The following is a 20,546-nucleotide window of genomic DNA, read 5'->3' on the forward strand; positions in this document are numbered from 1 at the left end:
GAACTCACGTTTCGCGCAATCCCAGCCCATCTCCCTTCTATGAAATCGGACAGCTTCCGGCAGTTACATCGAAACTTTTTGATACCAGTTCCCGGCCGGACAGGTCACGTAACGAGATCGTCCACTCCCCGGAGACGAGTTCGAAGTCCCTTTCGAAAACCCAGCCGGCGTAACGGCGCAGGGAGGTCGCACTGTCAGGCCAGCTGCTTTTCAGCATCGATCGGCCGTCCAGTGTTTTGATCATTGGATGGAAAACCACGACCATTATTGGAAGGACCGCCTCACCGACATCCGACGTTCTGTAGAGGACACCGAAACTCGTGCCGATGCATGCCCGGATTTTCGTGGTTCGCGTGACATCGACAGGGCCTTCGACCAGCCGGTTCACACCTGTTGGTGTATCGGGTGAAACTTCGGATCCGACTTCTTTCGGGCTCGTCAGCCCCCAGTCGACGATCTCTACCGAGATTTGTCTTTCTTCAGCCAGGCCAGTGTTCCACACCATCACAGCGGTGAGGAACACAGCGGTGAGGAACACAAGATATCTGACGTAGTGCGCCATGTGTCCGTTGACCTAGACTGTAGTCTGCCTTGCCTTCAGCTCGAGCCGACGGCGATGCAAGACCGGCTCCGTATAGCCATTTGGCTGTTCGCGGCCTTTGAAAACGAGGTCGCAGGCCGCTTGAAAAGCAATTGAACCGCCGAAATCAGCGGCCATCGGGTGATAAAGTGGGTCGCCAGCGTTCTGCTTGTCGACGACCGCTGCCATGCGCTTCAGCGTCTCAAGCACTTGCGCCTCGCTGGTCACACCGTGATGCAGCCAATTGGCGATATGCTGGGCGGAGATACGAAGCGTTGCACGGTCTTCCATCAAGCCCACATTGTTGATGTCTGGCACCTTGGAACAGCCGACGCCCTGGTCGACCCAACGCACGACGTAACCAAGAATCCCTTGAGCGTTATTGTCGAGTTCGCGCTGAATATCCTCCGGCGTCCAGTTGGGGCGCGAAACGACGGGTACGGATAGAATATCGCTGAGCTTGGCGCGTCCACGCTTTTTCAAACTGGCTTGGACTTCGGCGACATTGACCTTGTGGTAGTGCGTGGCATGCAGTGTTGCCGCTGTCGGGGATGGTACCCAGGCGGTATTGGCACCGGCTTTCGGATGCGCGATTTTCTGCTCAAGCATGGCTGCCATCAGGTCCGGCATGGCCCACATGCCCTTGCCGATCTGCGCATGACCTGAAAGTCCGCACTCGAGACCGACATCGACGTTCCAGTCCTCATAGGCGCCAATCCAGGCCGCCTTTTTCATGTCGCCCTTGCGGATCATCGGACCGGCTTCCATCGATGTGTGAATTTCATCGCCTGTACGGTCGAGGAAGCCAGTGTTGATGAAGACGACGCGCTCCTTCGCAGCACGTATGGATTCCTTCAAGTTGACCGTGGTGCGTCGTTCCTCATCCATGATTCCCATCTTCATGGTGTTGGGCTGCATACCCAGCAGCACTTCGACCCTTCCAAACAGCTCGGAAGTGAATGCTACCTCTTCGGGACCGTGCATTTTTGGTTTGACCACATACATGGATCCGGCGCGGGAATTCATATGGCGGCCGTCTGGTCCTATGTCGTGGAGCGCAGCCAGCGCGGTAATCGCTGCATCCATAATACCTTCGGGAACCTCGTTGCCTTCCTCGTCGAGGATGGCAGGATTGGTCATCAGATGGCCTACATTGCGCACCAGCATCAGCGAGCGTCCAGGTACGGTCAGACGCTTGCCGTCTTTGCCTGTATACGCCCGATCTGCATTGAGTTTGCGCGTAACCGTCTTGCCGCCCTTCTCGAATGTATCTTCGAGATCGCCATTCATCAGGCCAAGCCAGTTGCGGTAGACGACAACCTTGTCTTCCGCATCGACAGCAGCAACGGAATCCTCGCAATCCTGAATCGTGGTCAGAGCCGATTCCAACAAAACATCGGCAATGTGCGCGGGATCATTCTTGCCAATCGGATGATCGGCATTGATAACGATCTCGACATAGAGGCCATTCTTCACGAGAAGAATTGCGGTCGGAGCCGTCGTGTCGCCGCGATAACCGGCAAACTGTCCTTCATCTTTTAGCGCAGCAAGCTTGCCATTGGTCTTCAGCATAAGCTTATGATTTTCGATACTCAGGCCGGAAACATCGGCCCAGTGTGCACCATCCAGTGGCGCGCTGTCGTCGAGAAACGCCTTGGCCCAGGCAATCACCTTCGATCCTCGAACCGGATTGAACGCCTTGCCCCTTTCAGCACCATCCTCGTCAGAGATTGCATCCGTGCCGTAAAGAGCATCGTACAGAGAACCCCAGCGCGCATTGGCGGCGTTGAGCGCATAGCGAGCATTCATCACGGGAACGACAAGCTGCGGACCAGCGACAACAGCAATTTCAGGGTCGACATTGCTGGTTGAAACAGCAAAGGCTTCGCCTTCTGGCAGCAGGTAGCGGATGCCCTTCAGGAAGGTCTCGTATTCTTCGTGGCTGCAGCCAATGTCGCGCTTGCTCTTGTAAAAATCGTCCAGCTTCTTCTGAAATGCATCGCGTTTTTGCAGGAGTGCGCGGTTCTTCGGAGCCAAATCTTCGACAATCTGTGCAAAGCCAGACCAGAATTGCACCGCATCGAGACCTGTACCCGGGATAGCTTCGTTGGCCACGAAGTCGTGGAGTTCCTTCGCTACCTTCAAGCCATTGATCTCGGTGCGTTCAACCATGGTTCATTCCTTAAATTTTCTTAGACCTACCCTTGAACACGCAGAAGCATTGTCAGTCAATTCTTCAATAGCAGCAGAATTTCGGGCCAAGCTGGAAAGAATGTTTCAATGCGCAATGCGCGGCCTGCCGGAGGCTGTTGCTATCACCACCGCTTCGATGAATTTGCGCTGATCCTCGACTGTAGCGGCGCTGAGGTCACAAGTGATGCTGATCTGCGCTTCATCGGTTCCAGCTTCCAGGGCCAACTGCGCGACTTGATGCTCTAGCGTTGTTTCCGCAAAGGCGATCGATTCTTCCTCAATCTGAAAATCCCTGACGACCTCCCCGGCCATGACGCGGAAAATGCCCTCGGCGGGCTGGCTGATATGGGCCTCAACCGAAACACGAACCTGGCCAACGACAGCGCCCAGAGCGTTGGCGACGTCCGTGTCTACAGGGACTATGCAGTCTGTGCCAAGCATGTCACCCACGGCCGGGTAATAGACCGGCGCAGAGGCTCCTAGTCCAATCAATGGACGGTCTATGTCCAGCTTGGCTCCGGCAATCCCGGTCTCACCGGAAAGGGCCCGCTGAACCAATGGGCTAGCCACCGTTTCCGGTCCCTCAAGCCCCTCCTCGGCGAAAACCGTCTCGAGGACCACTTCGGACGAGCGCCGGATCAACGCATCATAGGTACGGTGGGAGACTTCCTCGGGCGTATCGCACAGTGGACGACCAGCGCCATCCTTGCGCCGTGCATAGAGTATGGCACCGTAACGTGCTGCCTCTGCATTCCAATTACTTTGCAGCCCAAGAACGTGGCAAGCATCTGAGGGCGTGAAACCCGACAGATGAACTAAACCCCGCGCCACAAGCCGGTTGACAGTGGTTGCCTGTGATATGGAACTCAAAAGCCTGTCCAGCGGCTGCGGTTCGGAAGTGATGCGTCCATATAGTTCTGCTTCATTCTTGCTCAAACCGGATGCCATTTGCGCCGGAACACCGGTAAGAAGCGCAAAACGCCCATCTAATCGGCCGGCAGTGGCTGCCTTTGCTTGCCGCATCAGATGATCGATGACCAATGAGCCGTGATTGGCGGCAAGCAGCGACAAGGGCACGAGCCGTCTCGGGCCAAGCTTGATACCTGGAACCATGGCATTGTCGTCGAGAGATACTTCCGAATCTCCCCCAAGACCAAAAGTGTGCATGGCGACCGCCTCAACCATCGTACGGAAACCACCTACCGTGGCGCCATTCGGGTCGAGCCGAGGCCGACCTTTGTCAAGAACCGCCACATCGGTCGTCGTGCCGCCAATGTCGGAGACGATCGCATTATCGAGGCCCGTCATGTACCGTGCACCGACAAGACTGGCCGCTGGTCCCGAAAGAATGGTCTCAATTGGTCGATGCCGGGCAAAGGCGGCAGAGACAAGAGCGCCGTCGCCGCGCACCACCATGAGCGGGGCGTGGATACCGCTCCCATCGAGAAAGCTTTCCGTTGCAGCCACCAGCCGGTCGATCATGGCGATGAGGCGGGCATTGAGAACAGTAGTCAAAGCACGCCGGGGGCCATTCAATTTGGCCGAAAGTTCATGGCTGCAGGTAACGGGCAAACGGGTTTCTCTTCGCACGAGATCGCGAACTGCGATTTCATGTTCAGAGTTACGCACGGCAAAATAAGCGCAGACGGCAAAACCAGTTACCTCTCTCATCAACTGTGGCAGGGCCTCGCTCAATGCGCTCGTGTCGAATGGCTGTGCCCGGCCATAGACGTCATGTCCACCGGGGATGAAGATGACGGGATCTGATCCGAGGGCTGTGCCAAGATCAGCCTTTTCCAGATCAACTTTGGAGAATCCGACCATGACCAGTGCGATGCGGCCGCCTTGCCCCTCTACAAGTGCATTGGTGGCCAGCGTTGTCGACATGGAAACAAGCCGTATGTCGGCAGGAGCGACCGACGTCTCAGCCATGATGCGCTTTACGGCGCCGGAAATGCCCACGCTCAAATCATGCCGGGTTGTTAAAGACTTGGCTTTGGCAATGACGCCGCGTTGCTCGGACCAAAGCACCGCGTCGGTATAGGTACCGCCGGTATCCAACCCGAGGAAGATAGCACTTTCAGTTGTGGATTCACTCATGATGCCCTGCACTATTTGAGGCAGGGTTATCGCATGAATGGTCGCAGAGCTAGCGCCATTCCGACCATTCTCTGCCGCAACCTTGTAAGACACGTGGTCGTGACCGCTCCGGAACCAATCAAATCATTTGGCGTTTCGCAAGGTCAGGGGAATCGCGATGTCATCACAATCAGCAACGACGCACGCTGGATCGAAGAAAGTGATCTACGCTGCGATCATTGGCAATCTGCTCATTGCTGCAACCAAGTTCATTGCGGCCTTCTTCACCGGCAGTTCGGCAATGCTTTCTGAAGGTGTGCATTCCCTGGTGGACACCGGCAATGGAGCGCTGTTGCTCTATGGTCTTCGCCGCGCTGCGAGGCCCGCAGACAAGACTCATCCACTGGGTCATGGACGCGAACTCTATTTCTGGAGTTTCATCGTGGCACTGCTCGTCTTTGCGGTCGGTGCCGGCGTGTCGTTCTACGAAGGAATTATCCATATCCTGGCTCCTGAACCGGTCGCCAACCCGATTGTGAACTACGTTGTGCTGGGCTTTGCAACTGTTTTCGAGGGAGCATCGTGGTCAGTCGCCCTGAAGGAATTTCGGGCGGCGAAAGGCGACCTCGGTTATGTCCGAGCCGTACAGCAGAGCAAGGATCCAAGCGTTTTCACCGTACTGTTTGAGGATACAGCGGCATTGCTGGGGCTAGTCATAGCCTTCATCGGTATCTCTACTGCACAAATCTTCGCTATGCCGGAGCTCGATGGCGTTGCATCGATTGGCATTTCGTTTGTCCTTGCCGCGACAGCGATTTTCCTGGCGCGCGAAAGCAAAGGCCTCCTTATGGGCGAATCGGCGTTGCCCGAAGTCGAACAGCAAATCCTGGACATCGCAAACAGGGATCCGGACGTTCAGAAGGCCAATGGTGTGTTGACTGTGCACATGGGCCCCAAACAAATCGTGGCCGGCCTTAGCGTCGAGTTCGAGGACCATGTCCAGGCGCCCGAAATCGAAGCCTGTGTAGAACGGCTTGAAGCCGCCATGAAAAAGGCCAATCCGGATATTGTCACGCTATTCGTCAAACCGCAGACGACCGGTACCTGGAAAGCACGGCGTAAGAAAATCGAGGCAGCTTAGGTCTTAATCGTCGCCATCAACCACCCGCAGGCGCAATTGACCCGTTGCCGAGGCAGCGGAACGTGTCGTTTCGGCATCCTTAAGAGAGTCACTAACCGGCGCTTCGGCAAATTCCAGGGCTTCAATCTTTTGGCCGCGCTTGGTCACCTTGCTGGAAGAGACCAAAATGTCGTCGATATCCTTGTTGGCCTGACCGAAATGCGTCTGCAAGCGGCGCACCCGGTCATCGAGCCGCACCACATCCTCCATGAGCCTTATGACTTCGCCCTGAATGAGATGCGCCTGCTCACGCATACGGACATCCTTGAGGATGGCCTGAATCACTTGAATAGACAGCATCAGCAGTGAAGGCGAGACAATCACGATGCGCGAGCGATGCGCCTTCTGGACTACGGCCTCAAAATTCTCATGAATTTCCGCAAAAATCGATTCGGACGGCACAAAGAGAAACGCCGTATCCTGGGTCTCGCCGTTGATCAGGTATTTCTCCGCCACGTCACGGATGTGAATCTCGACGTCCCGGCGAAATTGAGCGGCTGCGATCTTCTTGGTATCCGGTGTTTCCGACTCGCGGATAGCATTCCATGCCTCCAGTGGAAACTTGGCGTCGATAACGAGGTTGGGCGCGCCATTCGGCATCCGCACCACGCAATCCGGCCTGCTGCCATTGGAGAGCGTCGCCTGGAACTCATACGCCCCCTGGGGCAGGCCATCAGCGATGATTGCTTCCATCCGGGCTTGGCCAAAGGCCCCGCGCGTCTGCTTGTTCGCAAGGATTGCCTGTAGTTGCACAACTTGACCGGCGAGAGCCTGGATGTTGTTCTGCGCGGTATCGATGACCGCCAGCCGTTCCTGCAATTTCGTCAGATTTTCGTGTGTGGACTGCGTTTGTTCCGTCATGGTCTGGCCGATGCGGCTGGTCATACCATCGAGCCGTTCGCGGATCGATTGATTGAGTTCGGCCTGCCTTGATCCGAACAGCTCGGCCATTGTCTGCATTCGGCCTTGCATCTCCGACTGGCTTTTCAGAATTTCGGCCATACGGGCTTCCGCATCGCGCGCCCGGTCTTCTGCCTGGATCTCGGCGACCATCCGCATCCGGGTCGAGCGTAACGCTGCAATGACAGCGAAGAATACTATAAGCGCTGTGGCGAAACCCGCTGTCAACAAGGCCATACCGAGCGATACAGAGCTCGAGCCAAGTTGAAACAAAGTTTGATCCAGAGAAATTGATGTTTCCATAATGTACAGACTAACCGATTCGGATGGCAAATGTGAGATCAAAACGAGAACATTTTTATAAACGACTTTCACGCCGGATTGACGGTTGAAAGCCGAGATATTAGGTGATGCTCATGTCTATAAAACCACTTGTCATTCTTCCCGATCCATTGCTGCGCCAGGTGTCAAAGCCTGTGGAGCGCTTCGACGCCGATTTGCGCAAGTTTTCGGCCGACATGCTCGACACCATGTATGACGCGCCCGGTATTGGGCTCGCAGCCATTCAAGTCGGTGAGCCGCTGCGTATGCTGGTTATCGACCTTGCCAAGGAAGACGAGCCGAAAGCCCCTCAGATATTCATTAATCCTCAGATATTGTCGTCGAGCGAGGAGCGTAATGTCTATGAGGAAGGCTGTCTTTCTATTCCCGACTACTATGCTGAAGTCGAGCGGCCGGCACAGGTGCGCATTTCTTATGTCGACATCGATGGCAAACAGCACGAGGTCGCCGCTGAAGGGCTCCTCGCCACTTGTCTGCAGCACGAGATCGACCATCTGAACGGTGTTCTGTTCATCGATCACATTTCGCGATTGAAGCGTGAGATGGTGGTGAAGAAATTCAAGAAACTTGCCAAGGACCGCCCGCCAAGCCGGTTGGCGGTGTGAGCAGATGAGCCTGCGTATTATCTTCATGGGAACACCGGAGTTTTCGGTACCCATCCTCAACGCCCTGATCGGCCAAGGTCACGAGATTGTCGCGGTGTACAGTCAGCCACCGCGCCCTGCAGGACGGCGCGGGCTGGAGCTGACGCCCTCGGCGGTGCAGCGCAATGCCGAACAGTTCGGCATTGAAGTGCGGACACCGAAAAGCTTGAAGTCCGAGGAAGAGCAGCAGGCGTTTCGGGACCTTGAGGCCGATGTTGCTGTGGTCGTCGCGTACGGGCTTATCCTGCCTGCCCCTATTCTTGAGGGCACACGGCTTGGTTGTTACAACGGACACGCTTCGCTGCTGCCGCGTTGGCGCGGAGCTGCGCCCATTCAGCGCGCGATCATGGCCGGTGATGATGAGACCGGGATCATGATCATGAAAATGGACGAAGGACTCGATACTGGCCCTGTCGCCATGGCCGAAAAGGTGACGATTACAGCTGATATGACTGCCGGCGAGTTGCACGACCAGCTCAGCATGGCGGGCGCCGATCTGATGGTTCGCGCCATGGCGGCACTGGAGCGCGACAGTCTCACGCTCACGCCGCAGTCCGAAGACGGCGTCACCTATGCCTCCAAGATCACCAAGGCCGAAACGCGCATCGACTGGACGCAAGCTGCCATTGATGTTCATAACCGCATCCGAGGCCTTGCCCCGTTTCCAGGTGCGTGGTGCGAGATGGAAATCGGCGAGGAGCTTGAACGGGTAAAACTGCTGCGCTCGATCCTGGCCACCGGAGTAGGTGATCCGGGAGCGGTACTTGGCGACGATCTGCGGATTGCTTGCGGCGAAGGCGCTATTCGCCTGCGCTCTTTGCAGCGTGCGGGCGGCAAAGTCATGGATGGCCTCGAGTTCCAACGAGGCGCCAAGATCGCACAGGGAACACGCCTGCCATGAACGGCAAGACCTAGTGCCTCGTTACAAGCTGACGATCGAATATGACGGCACGCCCTACGCCGGCTGGCAGCGGCAGGAGAACGGCCACACGGTTCAGGCTGCCATCGAACAGGCGATCTTCAAATTCTGCGGCGAAACGGTTGCGCTTGGTGCCGCTGGGCGTACGGACTCCGGTGTGCATGCAACGGCGCAGATCGCGCATGTTGATCTGACGAAAGACTGGGCCAGTTCCAAGGTGCGCGAAGCGTTGAACGCCCATCTCGTCATCGCAGGGGAAACCGTCGGCATCATCAATGTCGAACTCGTCGGGCACAATTTCGATGCGCGGTTTTCGGCGACGGGCCGGCACTATCTTTACCGCATCGTCAACCGCAGGCCCCCCGCTCCGCTTGAAGCGCATCGCGCGTGGTGGGTAAAGAAACCGCTTGACGAAATGGCCATGCACGACGCCGCACAACGGCTTATCGGCACGCATGATTTCACCACGTTTCGCGCAACCCAATGCCAATCAAAGAGCCCGGTCAAAACGCTCGATCATCTGAGCGTCGCTCGCAGCGGTGAAATCGTCGAGATCAGGGCATCCGCGCGATCATTCCTGCACAACCAGATCCGCTCTTTTGTCGGAACACTCAATGAGGTCGGATGCGGGAGATGGGATGCAGATGATGTCACCGCTGCGCTTGCGGCCCGCGACCGCAAAGCCTGCGGGCCCGTAGCGCCGCCTTACGGTCTTTATCTTGTCAGCGTCGACTATCCCATCATTACCGGTTCGGGCAGAGAAATTCCTAGCAAACTCTGAAGCAGGATCATCAGGAACAGCGAGCCGACAATCATGACCACGAAAAACGTGGCCGTATAGGCATGGGATTTTTTCAGCGCGACATGCGTCAAACGGTAGGTCAGGTACATTATGCCTCCATAGAGGACAAGCCCGAAACCTGTTGCCAAAGTGGGCCAACCGGGCAGCAGTAGCCGTGCCAACGTCGCTGGGACCATGAGCCAGGCCGCGATCGCGGTTCCCCAATTGCTTGCCACGACATAGGGACTGAAACGCTTGTTAAGGCCAAGCCGCTTGGCACTGAGGGCGAGAACCACCAGCGGTACCACCCACGATGCAAGATCGACGAACGCCACCCGGCCCATGATGGAAAAGCGGTTACCCGTTTCCGGCTGCAATGAGATCATGTCATTGGCGAAGATAATCCAGCCGAGGATGAGCGGCGGCAAGGAAATCGTAATCGCATGGAACGACTGCCAGAAGCCATCCTCAGAGAAATCGAGTTGGTCAAGCCCGTCGGCATGACCATTCATCATCCGCCACGCGCCCCACAGATATTGCTGAATCTCGTCAAAATCCGGCATTTCACTCGTAGTCATGCAAAAAAATCCGCGATGAACCGTTCGTAGATTTGCGTCAGTGTTTCAAGATCGGCAATCGCCACCCGCTCGTCAACCATATGCATCGTCTTGCCGACAAGTCCAAATTCGACGACGGGGCAATAATCCTTGATGAAACGAGCATCCGAGGTGCCTCCGGAAGTTGATAGTTGCGGGCGTTTTCCTGTTGTCGCTTCGACCGCCGAGGTCAGGGTTCCGATCAGCTTTTCATCGTGCGTCAGAAAAACATGGCTTACCCGGTTACGCCAAGTCAGCTCGTAGTTCACCGGCGCCATTTTGCCAGGTCGCAGCTTATGACGACCCGCGGCCTTATCGAGACGGTTGTGGATCTCGGCCATCAGTGTCTCATCGGTCCAGGTGTCGTTGAAACGAACATTGAACGTCGCAGTAGCTTTCGCCGGGATCACATTTACCGCCGGGTTGCCGACGTCAATCGTTGTAATTTCGAGATTGGTGGCCTGGAAGTCTTTCGTTCCACTGTCGAAGGCGGGATAAAGCAAGCTCTCAACCAGCGTCACCAGCCCGCGTACAGGATTGTCCGCCAAGTGCGGATAGGCAACATGACCTTGCACGCCATGAACGACGATCGTGCCTGACAATCCGCCCCGGCGACCGATCTTCATCATGTCACCCATTTTTTCGGAATTTGTCGGCTCGCCAACAATTGCAGCATCCCAGCTCTCGCCTTTTGCCTTGGCCCACTCCAACAGCTTTCCTGTCCCGTTGATGGAGGGCCCCTCTTCATCGCCGGTAATCACAAAGGATATCGAACCGTTGAGTCCCGCGTGCTTCTCCAAATGGCGCCCTACAGCCGCGACAAAGCAGGCAATGCCACCCTTCATGTCGACGGCGCCGCGTCCATACATTTTGCCATTGTGGACCGCGGCCGAAAATGGCGGATAGGTCCAGGCCGCTGCGTCGCCGACGGGTACGACGTCCGTGTGGCCCGCGAACATCAGGTGAGGTCCGTTGCCGGAGCGCCGCGCATAAAGGTTTTCGACATCCGGTGTACCATCTTCACCGAAAGTTGGTCTTTCCACGGAAAAACCCAACGGTGTCAACATAGCTTCAAGTACCGTCAACGCACCCCCTTCCGCGGGCGTTATCGACGGACAAGCAATGAGTTCAGCAAGATTCTGGACGGGGTCGATGGAGGATTTCATGGTCAAAGCGATAATGGAAAAGCGCGATCCTGTCACGCACTGGATGGGGGTTCCTCCGTCTGATTTAATAACACCAACGACTCAACCAAGGACCAGCAGCATGATCGGAATTGATAGCCGGATCGTCATAGCCGGCGCCGGGTCGATCGGATGCTATGCAGGCGGACGTCTCGCTGTGGCAGGCAAGGCAGTGACCTTGTTGGTTCGGCCTCGGATGATTGAGGGACTCCGACAGGAGGGCCTAAGAATCATTGACCCCGATGGATCGGACAAACTGGTAGAGCCCGAGCAATTTTCGCTGACTAGTGATCCTAAGATCGCGTTCGGACAAGCCGACATTATTCTCGTCACCGTCAAGAGCGGCGCAACCGAAGAGATGGCCAAGTCGATAAGAGAAAATGCTCCATCCGATGTCATTGTGGTCAGCCTGCAGAACGGCGTCGGAAACGCTGAAACTCTCCGCCAACATCTGCAGCCGGAAGCGACTGTTATCTCTGGAATGGTTCCATTCAATGTCGTTCAGTCCGAGCCTGGCGTCAGCCCGCTTAATGTAAGGCAGACAATCCCAGGGACCATTCTCATCGACGATACTCTGCGCGGTTTGGCAGAGGTTCTTTCGGTTTCGGGGCTCTCGGTCCAAGCGCATCCGGATATGCAAGGTATCCTTTGGGGCAAACTGCTGATAAATCTCAACAATGCTCTCAACGCTCTTTCAAACCTGCCGCTCGTGAACCAGTTGGCAGATCGAGATTGGCGGCTGTTGATAGCGGATCAGATGGGTGAAGGTCTCAAAGTTGTGGGAGCCCACGGTATCACGCCGGCAAAAGTGCAAGGGGCACCCCCCGCCGTGCTCCCCTGGATTCTCCGATTGCCGAATGTTCTGTTTCGCATCGCCGCGGCGCGAATGCTCGCGATCAACCCGCACGCCCGCTCATCCATGTGGGAAGATCTGTCGCGAGGCCGCGCCACCGAGATCGACTACCTGCAGGGGGTGATCATCCGGTTGGCCCACGAGAAAAACATCGCAGTCCCGCTCACACGCAAGGTGCTTGCCTGTGTGAAGCAGGCCGAGGGAAAGCCATTGCGAAGTCATTCCGTCGAAGAAATTCGCGGGTGACCATTCAGAAGAGCGAGCTCTGGTAACCCTCTCTCCCGATTTGGGTCAATCGCGCAGCAGTTCGTTGATCGAGGTCTTCGAACGCGTCTTTTCATCGACGCGCTTGACGATCACGGCGCAATAAAGGCTGGGACCCCAGTTCTCGCCCGGGACGTTCTTGCCGGGCATTGAACCGGCTACGACCACCGAGTAGGGAGGGACTTCGCCATAGAAAATCTCACCGGTAGCGCGATCGACAATCTTGGTCGATTTACCGATAAATACGCCCATACCAAGGACTGAACCTTCGCGAACGATGCAGCCCTCGACCACCTCGGAACGTGCTCCGATAAAGCAATTGTCTTCAATGATCGTAGGTCCGGCCTGCATCGGTTCGAGAACACCGCCAATGCCGACGCCGCCTGACAGGTGCACGTGCTTGCCGATTTGTGCGCACGAACCAACCCCCGCCCAGGTGTCGACCATGGTCCCCTCATCGACGTAAGCGCCAAGGTTGACAAAAGATGGCATCAGGATCACGCCGGGGGCAATATAGGCGGAGCGGCGGACAATCGACCCCGGAACGGTGCGGAGACCCGCTTTGGCAAATTCAGTCGCGCCCCAGCCGTCAAACTTCGATGGAACCTTGTCCCACCAGGTTGCACCGCCCGGGCCACCCTCGATAATGCCCATCGGGTTAAGCCGGAATGACAGCAGAACTGCCCTTTTCAGCCATTGATTGACTTTCCAATCGCCGTTCGCCTGCTTCTCCGCAACACGGGCTTCTCCGCTATCGAGCAGCAACAGAGAGGTTTCCACTGCTTCCCGGATTTCGCCACGCGTTTCGGTGCTGATTGCATCGCGTTCTTCGAAGGCCTTGTCGATCGTCTTCTCGAGACTGGTCAGATCGGGCTTGGACATTTTCAGATCACTCCATTAAACGGACGGGCTATGGCTAATGACAAGGGCTACTATGTTAAGTCTGCGAGAGCGTCAATTCGCTGCGCCACATTGTTGGATGACGAATCGATTTTTATGTCTCTAAGCGCCATAAGTGTCCGCAGAAGGAGAAAAACAATTGAACACTGATGAAAAACACAGCTGGACGCCATTCTCGCATTCTTCCGAAGCCGTGCGCCGCGTAGAGAGCGCACCGGAAACGCCGCAGACCCAATCGCCTACCTATCGGCTGGCCTTTGCCGATCCGGATTTCATGACGAAGCGTGAACTTCGTGCAGTGCGTCTGCAGCTTGAATTGCTCAAGCCGGAGATGGCACTGGCCGAGCGCGGCATTCGATCAACCGTCGTGCTTTTCGGCGGGGCACGCATTCCGGAACCAGGCGGTGCTGCCTGGGCTGCAAAAAACGAAACCCAGAAGAAGAACCTCGAAGCCAATTCTCACTATTACGCCGAGGCACGCAAGTTCGCGCAGCTGTGCTCGACCTATTCTTCAACGACCTATAATCGCGAATTCGTGGTCGTTACCGGAGGCGGTCCCGGGGTGATGGAGGCCGGCAATCGCGGCGCCGCTGACGTCGGTGCGCCAACGATCGGCCTCAATATCGTGCTGCCGCATGAACAGGCGCCTAACGCCTACGTAACGCCGGAGCTTTGCTTCAACTTCCACTACTTTGCCATTCGCAAGATGCATTTTCTCATGCGTGCCAAGGCCATGGCGATCTTTCCTGGTGGCTTCGGGACGATGGACGAGACCTTCGAGGCCCTCACCCTCATTCAGACCGGACGCATGGAGCGCATTCCCTTTCTGCTGTTTGGCAAGCCATTTTGGGAAAAGGCAATCAACTTCGATTTCCTGGCGGAGCAAGGCGTCATTTCGCCGTCCGATCGCGAGCTCATTACATTCGTCGATACTGCCGAGGAGGCTTGGGACGTGATCAAGACCTTCTACGAACTGACCTAGAGTCCTCTACGCAGGCACATTCAGTGCCGTCTGACCTGGTAGGATGGCGCTGAGGAACGAGGCTAGGTTGTCCGTAACATAGTCGACATGATCGGTATGACCTGGATCGCGTTCCCAGATTTCCGAGAATGTCGGTTCGAAATTGTTGGGAACGATCAGGACCGTCGTCATCCCCAAGGCTTTCGGCACGATAAGGTTGCGCGCCAGATCCTCGAACATCACGCTGCTTGCCGCGTCGATCTTGTGCAGCGCTAAAAAGCGATCATAAGTCTCTTGAGCAGGCTTTGGCAGCAATTCCGCCGCGACAATATCGAAGATGTCATCGAACTCATCAAGAACGCCAAGCTGACGCGCAGCGCGCTCGGCGTGTGCGCGATTGCCGTTGGTGAAAATGAACTTGCGACCAGGCAGTTGCCGGATGGCGGTGGCCAATGAAGGGTCCGGCACCAGCCAGGAATAATCGATGTCGTGGACTTTCTGTAGAAAGTCGTCCGGATCGATCTCGTAACGGTCCATCAATCCTTTGAGCGTCGTGCCGTAATCCTTGTAAAATTGCTTCTGCATCTGCCGCGCATCGGTCCGGGACAGCTTCAGAAGATCAGCAACATAGTCCGTCATTTTCACATCAATCTGGGAAAACAGATTTGAATGATGTGGATAGAGGGTATTGTCGAGATCGAAGACCCAATCGGTCACATGGGCAAAGCTCAAGGATTCTGGTTGATTTGTCATACGCGATTAAGGTTCCGCCGTTTTCTGATAGGCAAAAGCAAATGCAGAAAATTCTGTTTCGCTCCCGAATCAATAGACGAAAAGAGTCTGAACTACGACCGTTTTTAAATTTTTCACTAACAACCGCTTCATTTGTTCCTCGTATTGGTTAAGAGCTGTCTCCGAGGTCCGATGTCCAGAATTCTCCTCAAATGTGCAATCGTTATTGTCGTTTCCGTTATGGGCTCCCTGCTGATCACCGGGGCCATCATGACGGCCAACGATATGCATGACGCAAGGGGATATATGATCGCAACCATTTGCCCCCTGATGATCTCTCCAGCCATTTCCTTCATCGTCTTTCGCCAGTCGGAAAAACTACGGCTGACCCTCGAAAGACTCTATCACGTCATGCGGGAGCTTGAGACCACCAATGCGAAACTATTCGAGAAGTCATCACGCGATAGTATGACAGGCCTGCTCAATCGCGAAGCGTTCTTCAACCATATCGAGGATGTCCGTACGCGAGAGGCAAGTTCTCTCCTGATCATAGACGCGGATCATTTCAAAAAAATCAATGATGTTCATGGCCATTACAATGGCGATGGCGCATTGATGGCGATTGCTCAGAGTATCGCTGGCTGCCTTGGAAAAGAGGACAGTATCGGACGCATCGGCGGCGAGGAATTCGCTGTCTTTCTCGCAACGGATGATGAGGACAATGTCAAATCCATTGCGGAAACCATTCGGGCGGCAGTTAACCGCATTGAGTTCCGCACGCCGGAAAACGAACGCGTCTCGCTGAGTGTCAGCATTGGGGGCATTGTTGGGCGGGCAAATGGAGCGATCGCCGATCATTTTCAGATCGCCGATCGCAGGTTGTACGAGGCCAAACGCAATGGCCGCAATTGCGTGATCATCGAGTCAAACATGAAGAATGCCGCCTGAGATGACCCATCTTAGCGGCTTGTTTTCGGCTGTCTCAGACCATTGCCGGATCCAATGGATCGACATCTTTCCAGCGCGCAACCAGTTTTTCCATGTCGGCTTTCTCAAACGCATCTCTCAATGCGGCGAAGGATGGCAACACGAAATATGCCCGTTGGAACTTGTCGATTTCATACGCCGTACGCATCACCGTTTCCAGATCGAATGGTACGTGATGGGCGTCCGGACTCGTTACAGCGAATTGCAGTTCACTGAACGACGACATAAGACCGGCACCAAACGCTTTGAGTGATGCGCCCCCCTCACGCATAAGACCAAACTCGGCAGTGTACCAGTAAAGCCGGCCTGCCAGCTGTTCCCCGCCCATGCGTGATGCGGCACCACCCTTCTCACCATAAAGCTGCATGAAATCCGCAAATACCGGTTGACTAAGAATTGGAACATGACCGAAGAAATCATGAAACATGTCCGGCTCAACAATATAGTCGAGTTCCTTCTTGCTGCGCAGCCAGTTCGTCACCGGGAAGCGCCGGTTGGCAAGATGGTCGAAAAACGGCTCATTCGGGATAAGACCCGGAACGGCAACGATTTCCCAACCGGTCAGCTTATGAAGCCGCTCGCTCACCTCGTGAAAATCCGGTATTCGGTCGAGAAGTCCTAGGGCATCCACGCCGTCGAGATAGCTGTGGTGCGCCAGCTTCTCCGTCAATTTTGTCTGGCGATCGCACAGGGTGCGCCAGACCTCTTGGTCTTCATCGGAATAGTCATATTTCTGTTCAACGGTGAAATCCGCCTGGCAAACCGCATAGTTACCGCGAAGTCCCTGTTCGGCACACTCCCGGGCATAAGCCTCAACGCTGATAGTCATCGTTTCCTCCTAGATTGGTTTCCAGGAGGATACGATGGGGAAATGAGGGGATTTGACTTAATCGGCCACTCTGAGCATCATTATGAGTGAATTAACAAATAATATGGAGCATTCCGAGTGACTTTACCTCAACTCAGCGACTTCGAGATCAAGATGCTGCAGATTCTCCAAAATAATGGACGCGTTGCGATAACTGACCTCGCCCAATTGATCGGCTTATCCGCAACACCCTGCGCCCGCCGGTTCGAGCAGCTGCAGGAAAGTGGGATTATTAAAGGCTTTGCGGCCACCATCGACAGGCGATCGATCGGACTGATGGTAGAAGTCTTCATACAGGTGCGTCTCAACACCCATAGCGACGATTCTCCCGAGCGCTTTATCGCAGAAATTCAGCGTATGGACGAGGTTTCGTCTTGCTGGACCATGACCGGCGAACATGATTTTCTCCTGCACGTCATGGTGCCCACCGTGGACGATCTCAATGCTTTCGTCATGCACAGGCTGATGCGATTGAAGGGCGTGCGAGATGTGCATACCCAACTGGTGCTGCAGAATATCAAAGGACCCGGGAAAATCCCGCTCGAACATCTCAAAAAGTGATCAGGGAACGAGTAGCGTTCCCGCACCGCGTTCTGTGAAAAGTTCGAGCAGTACCGAATGAGGCGTCTTGCCATTAAGGATGACCACACCCTCGACACCACGATTGATCGCATCGATACAGGTTTCAACCTTCGGGATCATGCCCCCTGATATAGTGCCGTCCTTGATCAGCGCGCGTGCCTGCGCGACGGAAAGTTCCTTGATAAGCTGCTTGTCCTTATCGAGAACACCGGGAACGTCTGTCAGGAACAAAAGGCGAGAGGCAGCAAGTGCGCCGGCGATCGCGCCAGCGAACGTATCTGCATTGATATTGTAAGTGTGGCCATCACGCCCGGGCGCAACAGGCGCAATGACGGGTATCATCTCGGAACGAGCGAGAAGGTCGAGCAGCGTGCGGTCGACTTCTACCGGCTCTCCGACAAATCCGAGGTCGACGATCTTCTCGATATTGGAGTCGGGATCGATGATGGTCTTTTTCGCCTTTTCGGCAAAGACCATATTGCCATCCTTGCCGCACAGGCCGATTGCCCATTCGCCCTCGGCATTGATCAAAGCAACGATTTCCTTGTTGATCGAGCCAGCGAGCACCATTTCGACGATTTCGAGCGTCTTCGCGTCGGTTACGCGCAGTCCCCCCTCGAACTTGGACTCGATGCCCATGCGTGCCAGCATGGATGCGATCTGCGGTCCGCCGCCGTGGACAACGATGGGATTTATACCGGACTGCTTGAGAAGCGCTATGTCGCGGGCAAACGCCTTACCGAGAGCCGCGTCACCCATGGCATGGCCACCATATTTTACGACGACGGTCTTGTTTTCATAGCGCTGCATATAGGGCAGAGCAGCAGAAAGCAGGCTTGCCTGAATTTCAGCAGTGTGGTCGGCGTCGGATGTGGAGGACATGCGCAAGCTCCAGCTTGGGAAGGACGGGGGTTCTTAACGCTAAAGACGGTTTCGGGCAAACATGATTTAGGCCATTTGCAGACGTTTTTCTTATCCGCCATTGACAGTGCAACCCCTCGGCAGATTTAAATTGAGCGATAAGAGTTGGAAACGCCATTTATATGACGCCTGAAGGCATATCGGAGCTGATTTCGCGAGTTTCGTTACGGGACCGCGCGGCCTTCGATGTGCTGTATGCCGCCACAAGCGCGAAACTTTTTGGTGTATGCCTGCGTGTCTTGGGTAATCGAACGGAAGCAGAAGACGCGCTACAGGACATCTACGTCAAGATTTGGAACAAAGCGGGCCGATTCGCCGTCGCGGATACCAGTCCTATTTCATGGCTGGTGGCGATCGCCCGCAATCACTGCATTGACGTATTGCGGTCCCGCAAGCCTGCAGCAGTCGAATTGGATCAGGCTGCAGACGTTTTTGAGCCGTCACCCAATCCCGAACAGGCTGCTGTCGCAAGTGGGGAAGCGCAACGGATCTATGATTGCCTCGGCCAGCTGGAGGCAGACAGAGCAGCGGCTGTCCGTGGCGCCTACCTGAATGGCGACAGTTACGAGGTACTGGCCAGCCGCCATAATGTGCCGTTGAATACAATGAGAACCTGGCTGCGCCGCAGCCTGATGAAACTGAAGGAATGCCTAGAGGGATGAGCCCGACCGAACCCGATGACAACACGATACCGGAGGGCGATGATTTCATCGCCGCCGAATATGTGTTGGGTGTGCTCCCCGAGCAGGAGCGTCGGGAGGTTGCACGCCGAATCGAAACGGACAAGCCATTTGCTCAGCTCGTTGCGCGCTGGCAAAAGCAATTCGACCCTCTCAACGATGAGTACGACGCGGCGCAAGCCCCGCAACATCTGAAGAGCCGGATCGATCAACGTCTCTTTGCCATCGAGGTGGCCGCCAGTTCGTCGTTCTGGAACAATATTGCCTTTTGGCGCGGACTGGCCTTCGCCGCACTTGCTTTTGCTGTGATCGGCATTGGCCGTGATTTGATCGAGCGCCCTGCCCGGATCAGCGAGCAACTGGTCGCATCGATGGAGACACAAGGCAGCAGCGTCCACACGCTGGCGATTTTTGATGACCGGACCAAGAAACTGAAAGTAACCGTCGTCAGCGGCGACATGCCGAAGGACCGCTCGCTTGAACTTTGGCTGATTGCCGGCAACGAAGCGCCCGTCTCGCTCGGCCTGATGGTTTCCCCGCAAGTGACAGAATTCAATCTACCATCGCCATTACTCGCCAAACTGCGTGATGGCACGACACTGGCGCTGACTGTAGAGCCTGTCGGAGGTGCACCAGGCGGCGCGCCTACCGGCCCAATTGTCGCTGCGGGCATCGTACGCAAAATTTAGAGCGTTAATTTTGATGCCGTCTGAAACTTAAGCCTCCAACCTCCCGTATCTCCATCTGTCCTCACCTGAGGGGAAACAAACAATGGAGATGAACTATGTTGAAGAAATCATTGGGCCTGATCGCACTTTCGGCCATGCTGGTTGCCGGACCTGCGTACGCCAAGAACCCGACTGTGGGCGGTGCGGCCATGTACGAGAACAAGAATATCATTGAAAATGCCGTGAACTCCAAGGATCACACAACACTGGTGGCTGCAGTCAAAGCGGCCGGCCTTGTCGAAACGCTTCAGGGCAAGGGGCCTTTTACTGTATTCGCCCCAACGAATGAGGCATTTGCCGAGCTTCCGAAAGGAACCGTCGACACGCTGCTAAAGCCTGAAAACAAGGAAAAGCTGGCGAAGATCCTGACCTGTCACGTGGTTGCTGCCGACGCTTCATCGAAGGCCATCATGAAGATGATCGATGATGACGAAGGCGCTCATCCGGTAAAGACGGTCGGTGGATGCGTATGGACCGCCAAGTACAAGGGCAAGAAGCTTACTCTGACCGATGAAAACGGAACGGTGGCTACAGTCACCATCGCCAATGTCAAGCAATCGAACGGCGTCATCCATGTGATCGACAAGGTTCTTCTGCCAAAAATGTAGTCAGAGACGCCTGGTTCATTTGCGCAGAGTGAACCAGGCTTTTGCCCCGCCGATCCGCCGGATC

General features: G+C 55.5%; 21 protein-coding genes. 11 read left to right on the forward strand and 10 right to left on the reverse strand.

All coding sequences use genetic code 11. The features are described from left to right. Positions 1-37: 37 nt before the first annotated feature. The 3 genes from FHS21_RS03680 to FHS21_RS03690 form a co-directional block, all read right to left on the reverse strand. Positions 38-562: a DUF3859 domain-containing protein gene (locus FHS21_RS03680; protein ID WP_112526618.1), complete on the reverse strand. Its 525-nt coding sequence runs from the start codon at positions 560-562 to the stop codon at positions 38-40. Between the two features lie 12 nt (positions 563-574). Further along, positions 575-2,752 (reverse strand): malate synthase G, encoded by a 2,178-nt coding sequence (locus FHS21_RS03685; protein ID WP_112526620.1) that lies wholly within the window; start codon positions 2,750-2,752, stop codon positions 575-577. Between the two features lie 105 nt (positions 2,753-2,857). Continuing rightward, positions 2,858-4,873, reverse strand: coding sequence for a hydantoinase/oxoprolinase N-terminal domain-containing protein (locus FHS21_RS03690; protein WP_112526622.1), 2,016 nt, complete (start codon positions 4,871-4,873; stop codon positions 2,858-2,860). Between the two features lie 157 nt (positions 4,874-5,030). On the opposite strand from FHS21_RS03690, the gene FHS21_RS03695 reads away from it, so the two are divergent. Next, entirely contained in the window at positions 5,031-5,993 is a 963-nt protein-coding gene (locus FHS21_RS03695; RefSeq protein WP_112526624.1) for a cation diffusion facilitator family transporter, read from the forward strand. A 3-nt stretch (positions 5,994-5,996) separates the two neighbouring features. Here the strand turns inward: FHS21_RS03695 and FHS21_RS03700 are convergent, their stop codons facing one another. Further along, positions 5,997-7,235 (reverse strand): DNA recombination protein RmuC, encoded by a 1,239-nt coding sequence (locus FHS21_RS03700; protein WP_112526626.1) that lies wholly within the window; start codon positions 7,233-7,235, stop codon positions 5,997-5,999. A 113-nt stretch (positions 7,236-7,348) separates the two neighbouring features. Here FHS21_RS03700 and def point away from each other — a divergent pair, with 113 nt between their 5' ends. Genes def through truA form a run of 3 tightly spaced genes read left to right on the forward strand, consistent with a single transcriptional unit; the run spans position 7,349 to position 9,618 of the window. Continuing rightward, entirely contained in the window at positions 7,349-7,879 is a 531-nt protein-coding gene (gene def, locus FHS21_RS03705) for a peptide deformylase (RefSeq protein ID WP_112526840.1), read from the forward strand. 10 nt (positions 7,880-7,889) lie between these two features. After that, positions 7,890-8,819, forward strand: a complete 930-nt coding sequence (gene fmt / locus FHS21_RS03710) for a methionyl-tRNA formyltransferase (RefSeq protein WP_112526842.1) — start codon at positions 7,890-7,892, stop codon at positions 8,817-8,819. A gap of 13 nt (positions 8,820-8,832) precedes the next feature. Then, positions 8,833-9,618 (forward strand): tRNA pseudouridine(38-40) synthase TruA, encoded by a 786-nt coding sequence (truA, locus tag FHS21_RS03715; RefSeq protein WP_112526628.1) that lies wholly within the window; start codon positions 8,833-8,835, stop codon positions 9,616-9,618. Here the strand turns inward: truA and FHS21_RS03720 are convergent. Both FHS21_RS03720 and dapE read right to left on the reverse strand, forming a co-directional pair. Continuing rightward, positions 9,570-10,196: a hypothetical protein gene (locus tag FHS21_RS03720; RefSeq protein WP_112526630.1), complete on the reverse strand. Its 627-nt coding sequence runs from the start codon at positions 10,194-10,196 to the stop codon at positions 9,570-9,572. The two genes, truA and FHS21_RS03720, sit on opposite strands and share 49 nt — an antisense overlap. Next, entirely contained in the window at positions 10,193-11,380 is a 1,188-nt protein-coding gene (dapE, locus tag FHS21_RS03725; RefSeq protein WP_112526844.1) for a succinyl-diaminopimelate desuccinylase, read from the reverse strand. The genes FHS21_RS03720 and dapE overlap by 4 nt, the downstream gene beginning before the upstream one ends. Positions 11,381-11,480: 100 nt before the next feature. On the opposite strand from dapE, the gene FHS21_RS03730 reads away from it, so the two are divergent. Next, complete coding sequence (locus FHS21_RS03730; RefSeq protein WP_112526632.1) at positions 11,481-12,497, forward strand: 2-dehydropantoate 2-reductase; 1,017 nt, start codon at positions 11,481-11,483, stop codon at positions 12,495-12,497. A 45-nt stretch (positions 12,498-12,542) separates the two neighbouring features. On the opposite strand, the gene dapD is transcribed toward FHS21_RS03730, so the two are convergent. Then, positions 12,543-13,397: a 2,3,4,5-tetrahydropyridine-2,6-dicarboxylate N-succinyltransferase gene (gene dapD / locus FHS21_RS03735; protein ID WP_112526634.1), complete on the reverse strand. Its 855-nt coding sequence runs from the start codon at positions 13,395-13,397 to the stop codon at positions 12,543-12,545. Positions 13,398-13,554: 157 nt separating this feature from the next. On the opposite strand from dapD, the gene FHS21_RS03740 reads away from it, so the two are divergent. Then, on the forward strand, positions 13,555-14,397 hold the full coding sequence (locus FHS21_RS03740; RefSeq protein ID WP_112526636.1) for an LOG family protein: 843 nt from the start codon (positions 13,555-13,557) through the stop codon (positions 14,395-14,397). 6 nt (positions 14,398-14,403) lie between these two features. Here the strand turns inward: FHS21_RS03740 and FHS21_RS03745 are convergent, their stop codons facing one another. Continuing rightward, positions 14,404-15,129: a pyrimidine 5'-nucleotidase gene (locus tag FHS21_RS03745; RefSeq protein ID WP_112526638.1), complete on the reverse strand. Its 726-nt coding sequence runs from the start codon at positions 15,127-15,129 to the stop codon at positions 14,404-14,406. A 171-nt stretch (positions 15,130-15,300) separates the two neighbouring features. Between FHS21_RS03745 and FHS21_RS03750 the strand changes: the two genes are divergently transcribed. Next, positions 15,301-16,056 (forward strand): GGDEF domain-containing protein, encoded by a 756-nt coding sequence (locus FHS21_RS03750; RefSeq protein ID WP_112526640.1) that lies wholly within the window; start codon positions 15,301-15,303, stop codon positions 16,054-16,056. 34 nt (positions 16,057-16,090) lie between these two features. Here FHS21_RS03750 and phhA read toward each other — a convergent pair whose 3' ends face one another. After that, positions 16,091-16,924 (reverse strand): phenylalanine 4-monooxygenase, encoded by an 834-nt coding sequence (gene phhA / locus FHS21_RS03755; RefSeq protein WP_112526642.1) that lies wholly within the window; start codon positions 16,922-16,924, stop codon positions 16,091-16,093. Between the two features lie 117 nt (positions 16,925-17,041). On the opposite strand from phhA, the gene FHS21_RS03760 reads away from it, so the two are divergent. Next, the gene (locus FHS21_RS03760; RefSeq protein WP_112526643.1) at positions 17,042-17,524 is read left to right on the forward strand and encodes an Lrp/AsnC family transcriptional regulator; all 483 of its coding nucleotides are present in this window, start codon (positions 17,042-17,044) and stop codon (positions 17,522-17,524) included. Here the strand turns inward: FHS21_RS03760 and argB are convergent, their stop codons facing one another. Then, positions 17,525-18,427: an acetylglutamate kinase gene (argB, locus tag FHS21_RS03765; RefSeq protein ID WP_112526645.1), complete on the reverse strand. Its 903-nt coding sequence runs from the start codon at positions 18,425-18,427 to the stop codon at positions 17,525-17,527. It abuts the gene before it with no gap. 161 nt (positions 18,428-18,588) lie between these two features. Between argB and FHS21_RS03770 the strand changes: the two genes are divergently transcribed. The 3 genes from FHS21_RS03770 (at position 18,589) to FHS21_RS03780 (ending at position 20,482) form a co-directional block, all read left to right on the forward strand. After that, entirely contained in the window at positions 18,589-19,128 is a 540-nt protein-coding gene (locus tag FHS21_RS03770) for a sigma-70 family RNA polymerase sigma factor (RefSeq protein ID WP_112526647.1), read from the forward strand. Beyond that, positions 19,125-19,835, forward strand: coding sequence for an anti-sigma factor (locus FHS21_RS03775; RefSeq protein ID WP_162701833.1), 711 nt, complete (start codon positions 19,125-19,127; stop codon positions 19,833-19,835). The genes FHS21_RS03770 and FHS21_RS03775 overlap by 4 nt, the downstream gene beginning before the upstream one ends. 95 nt (positions 19,836-19,930) lie before the next feature. Next, positions 19,931-20,482: a fasciclin domain-containing protein gene (locus tag FHS21_RS03780; protein ID WP_112526651.1), complete on the forward strand. Its 552-nt coding sequence runs from the start codon at positions 19,931-19,933 to the stop codon at positions 20,480-20,482. Positions 20,483-20,546 lie beyond the last annotated feature (64 nt).

It is taken from the genome of Phyllobacterium trifolii (genome assembly GCF_014192095.1).
GTDB lineage: Bacteria > Pseudomonadota > Alphaproteobacteria > Rhizobiales > Rhizobiaceae > Phyllobacterium > Phyllobacterium trifolii.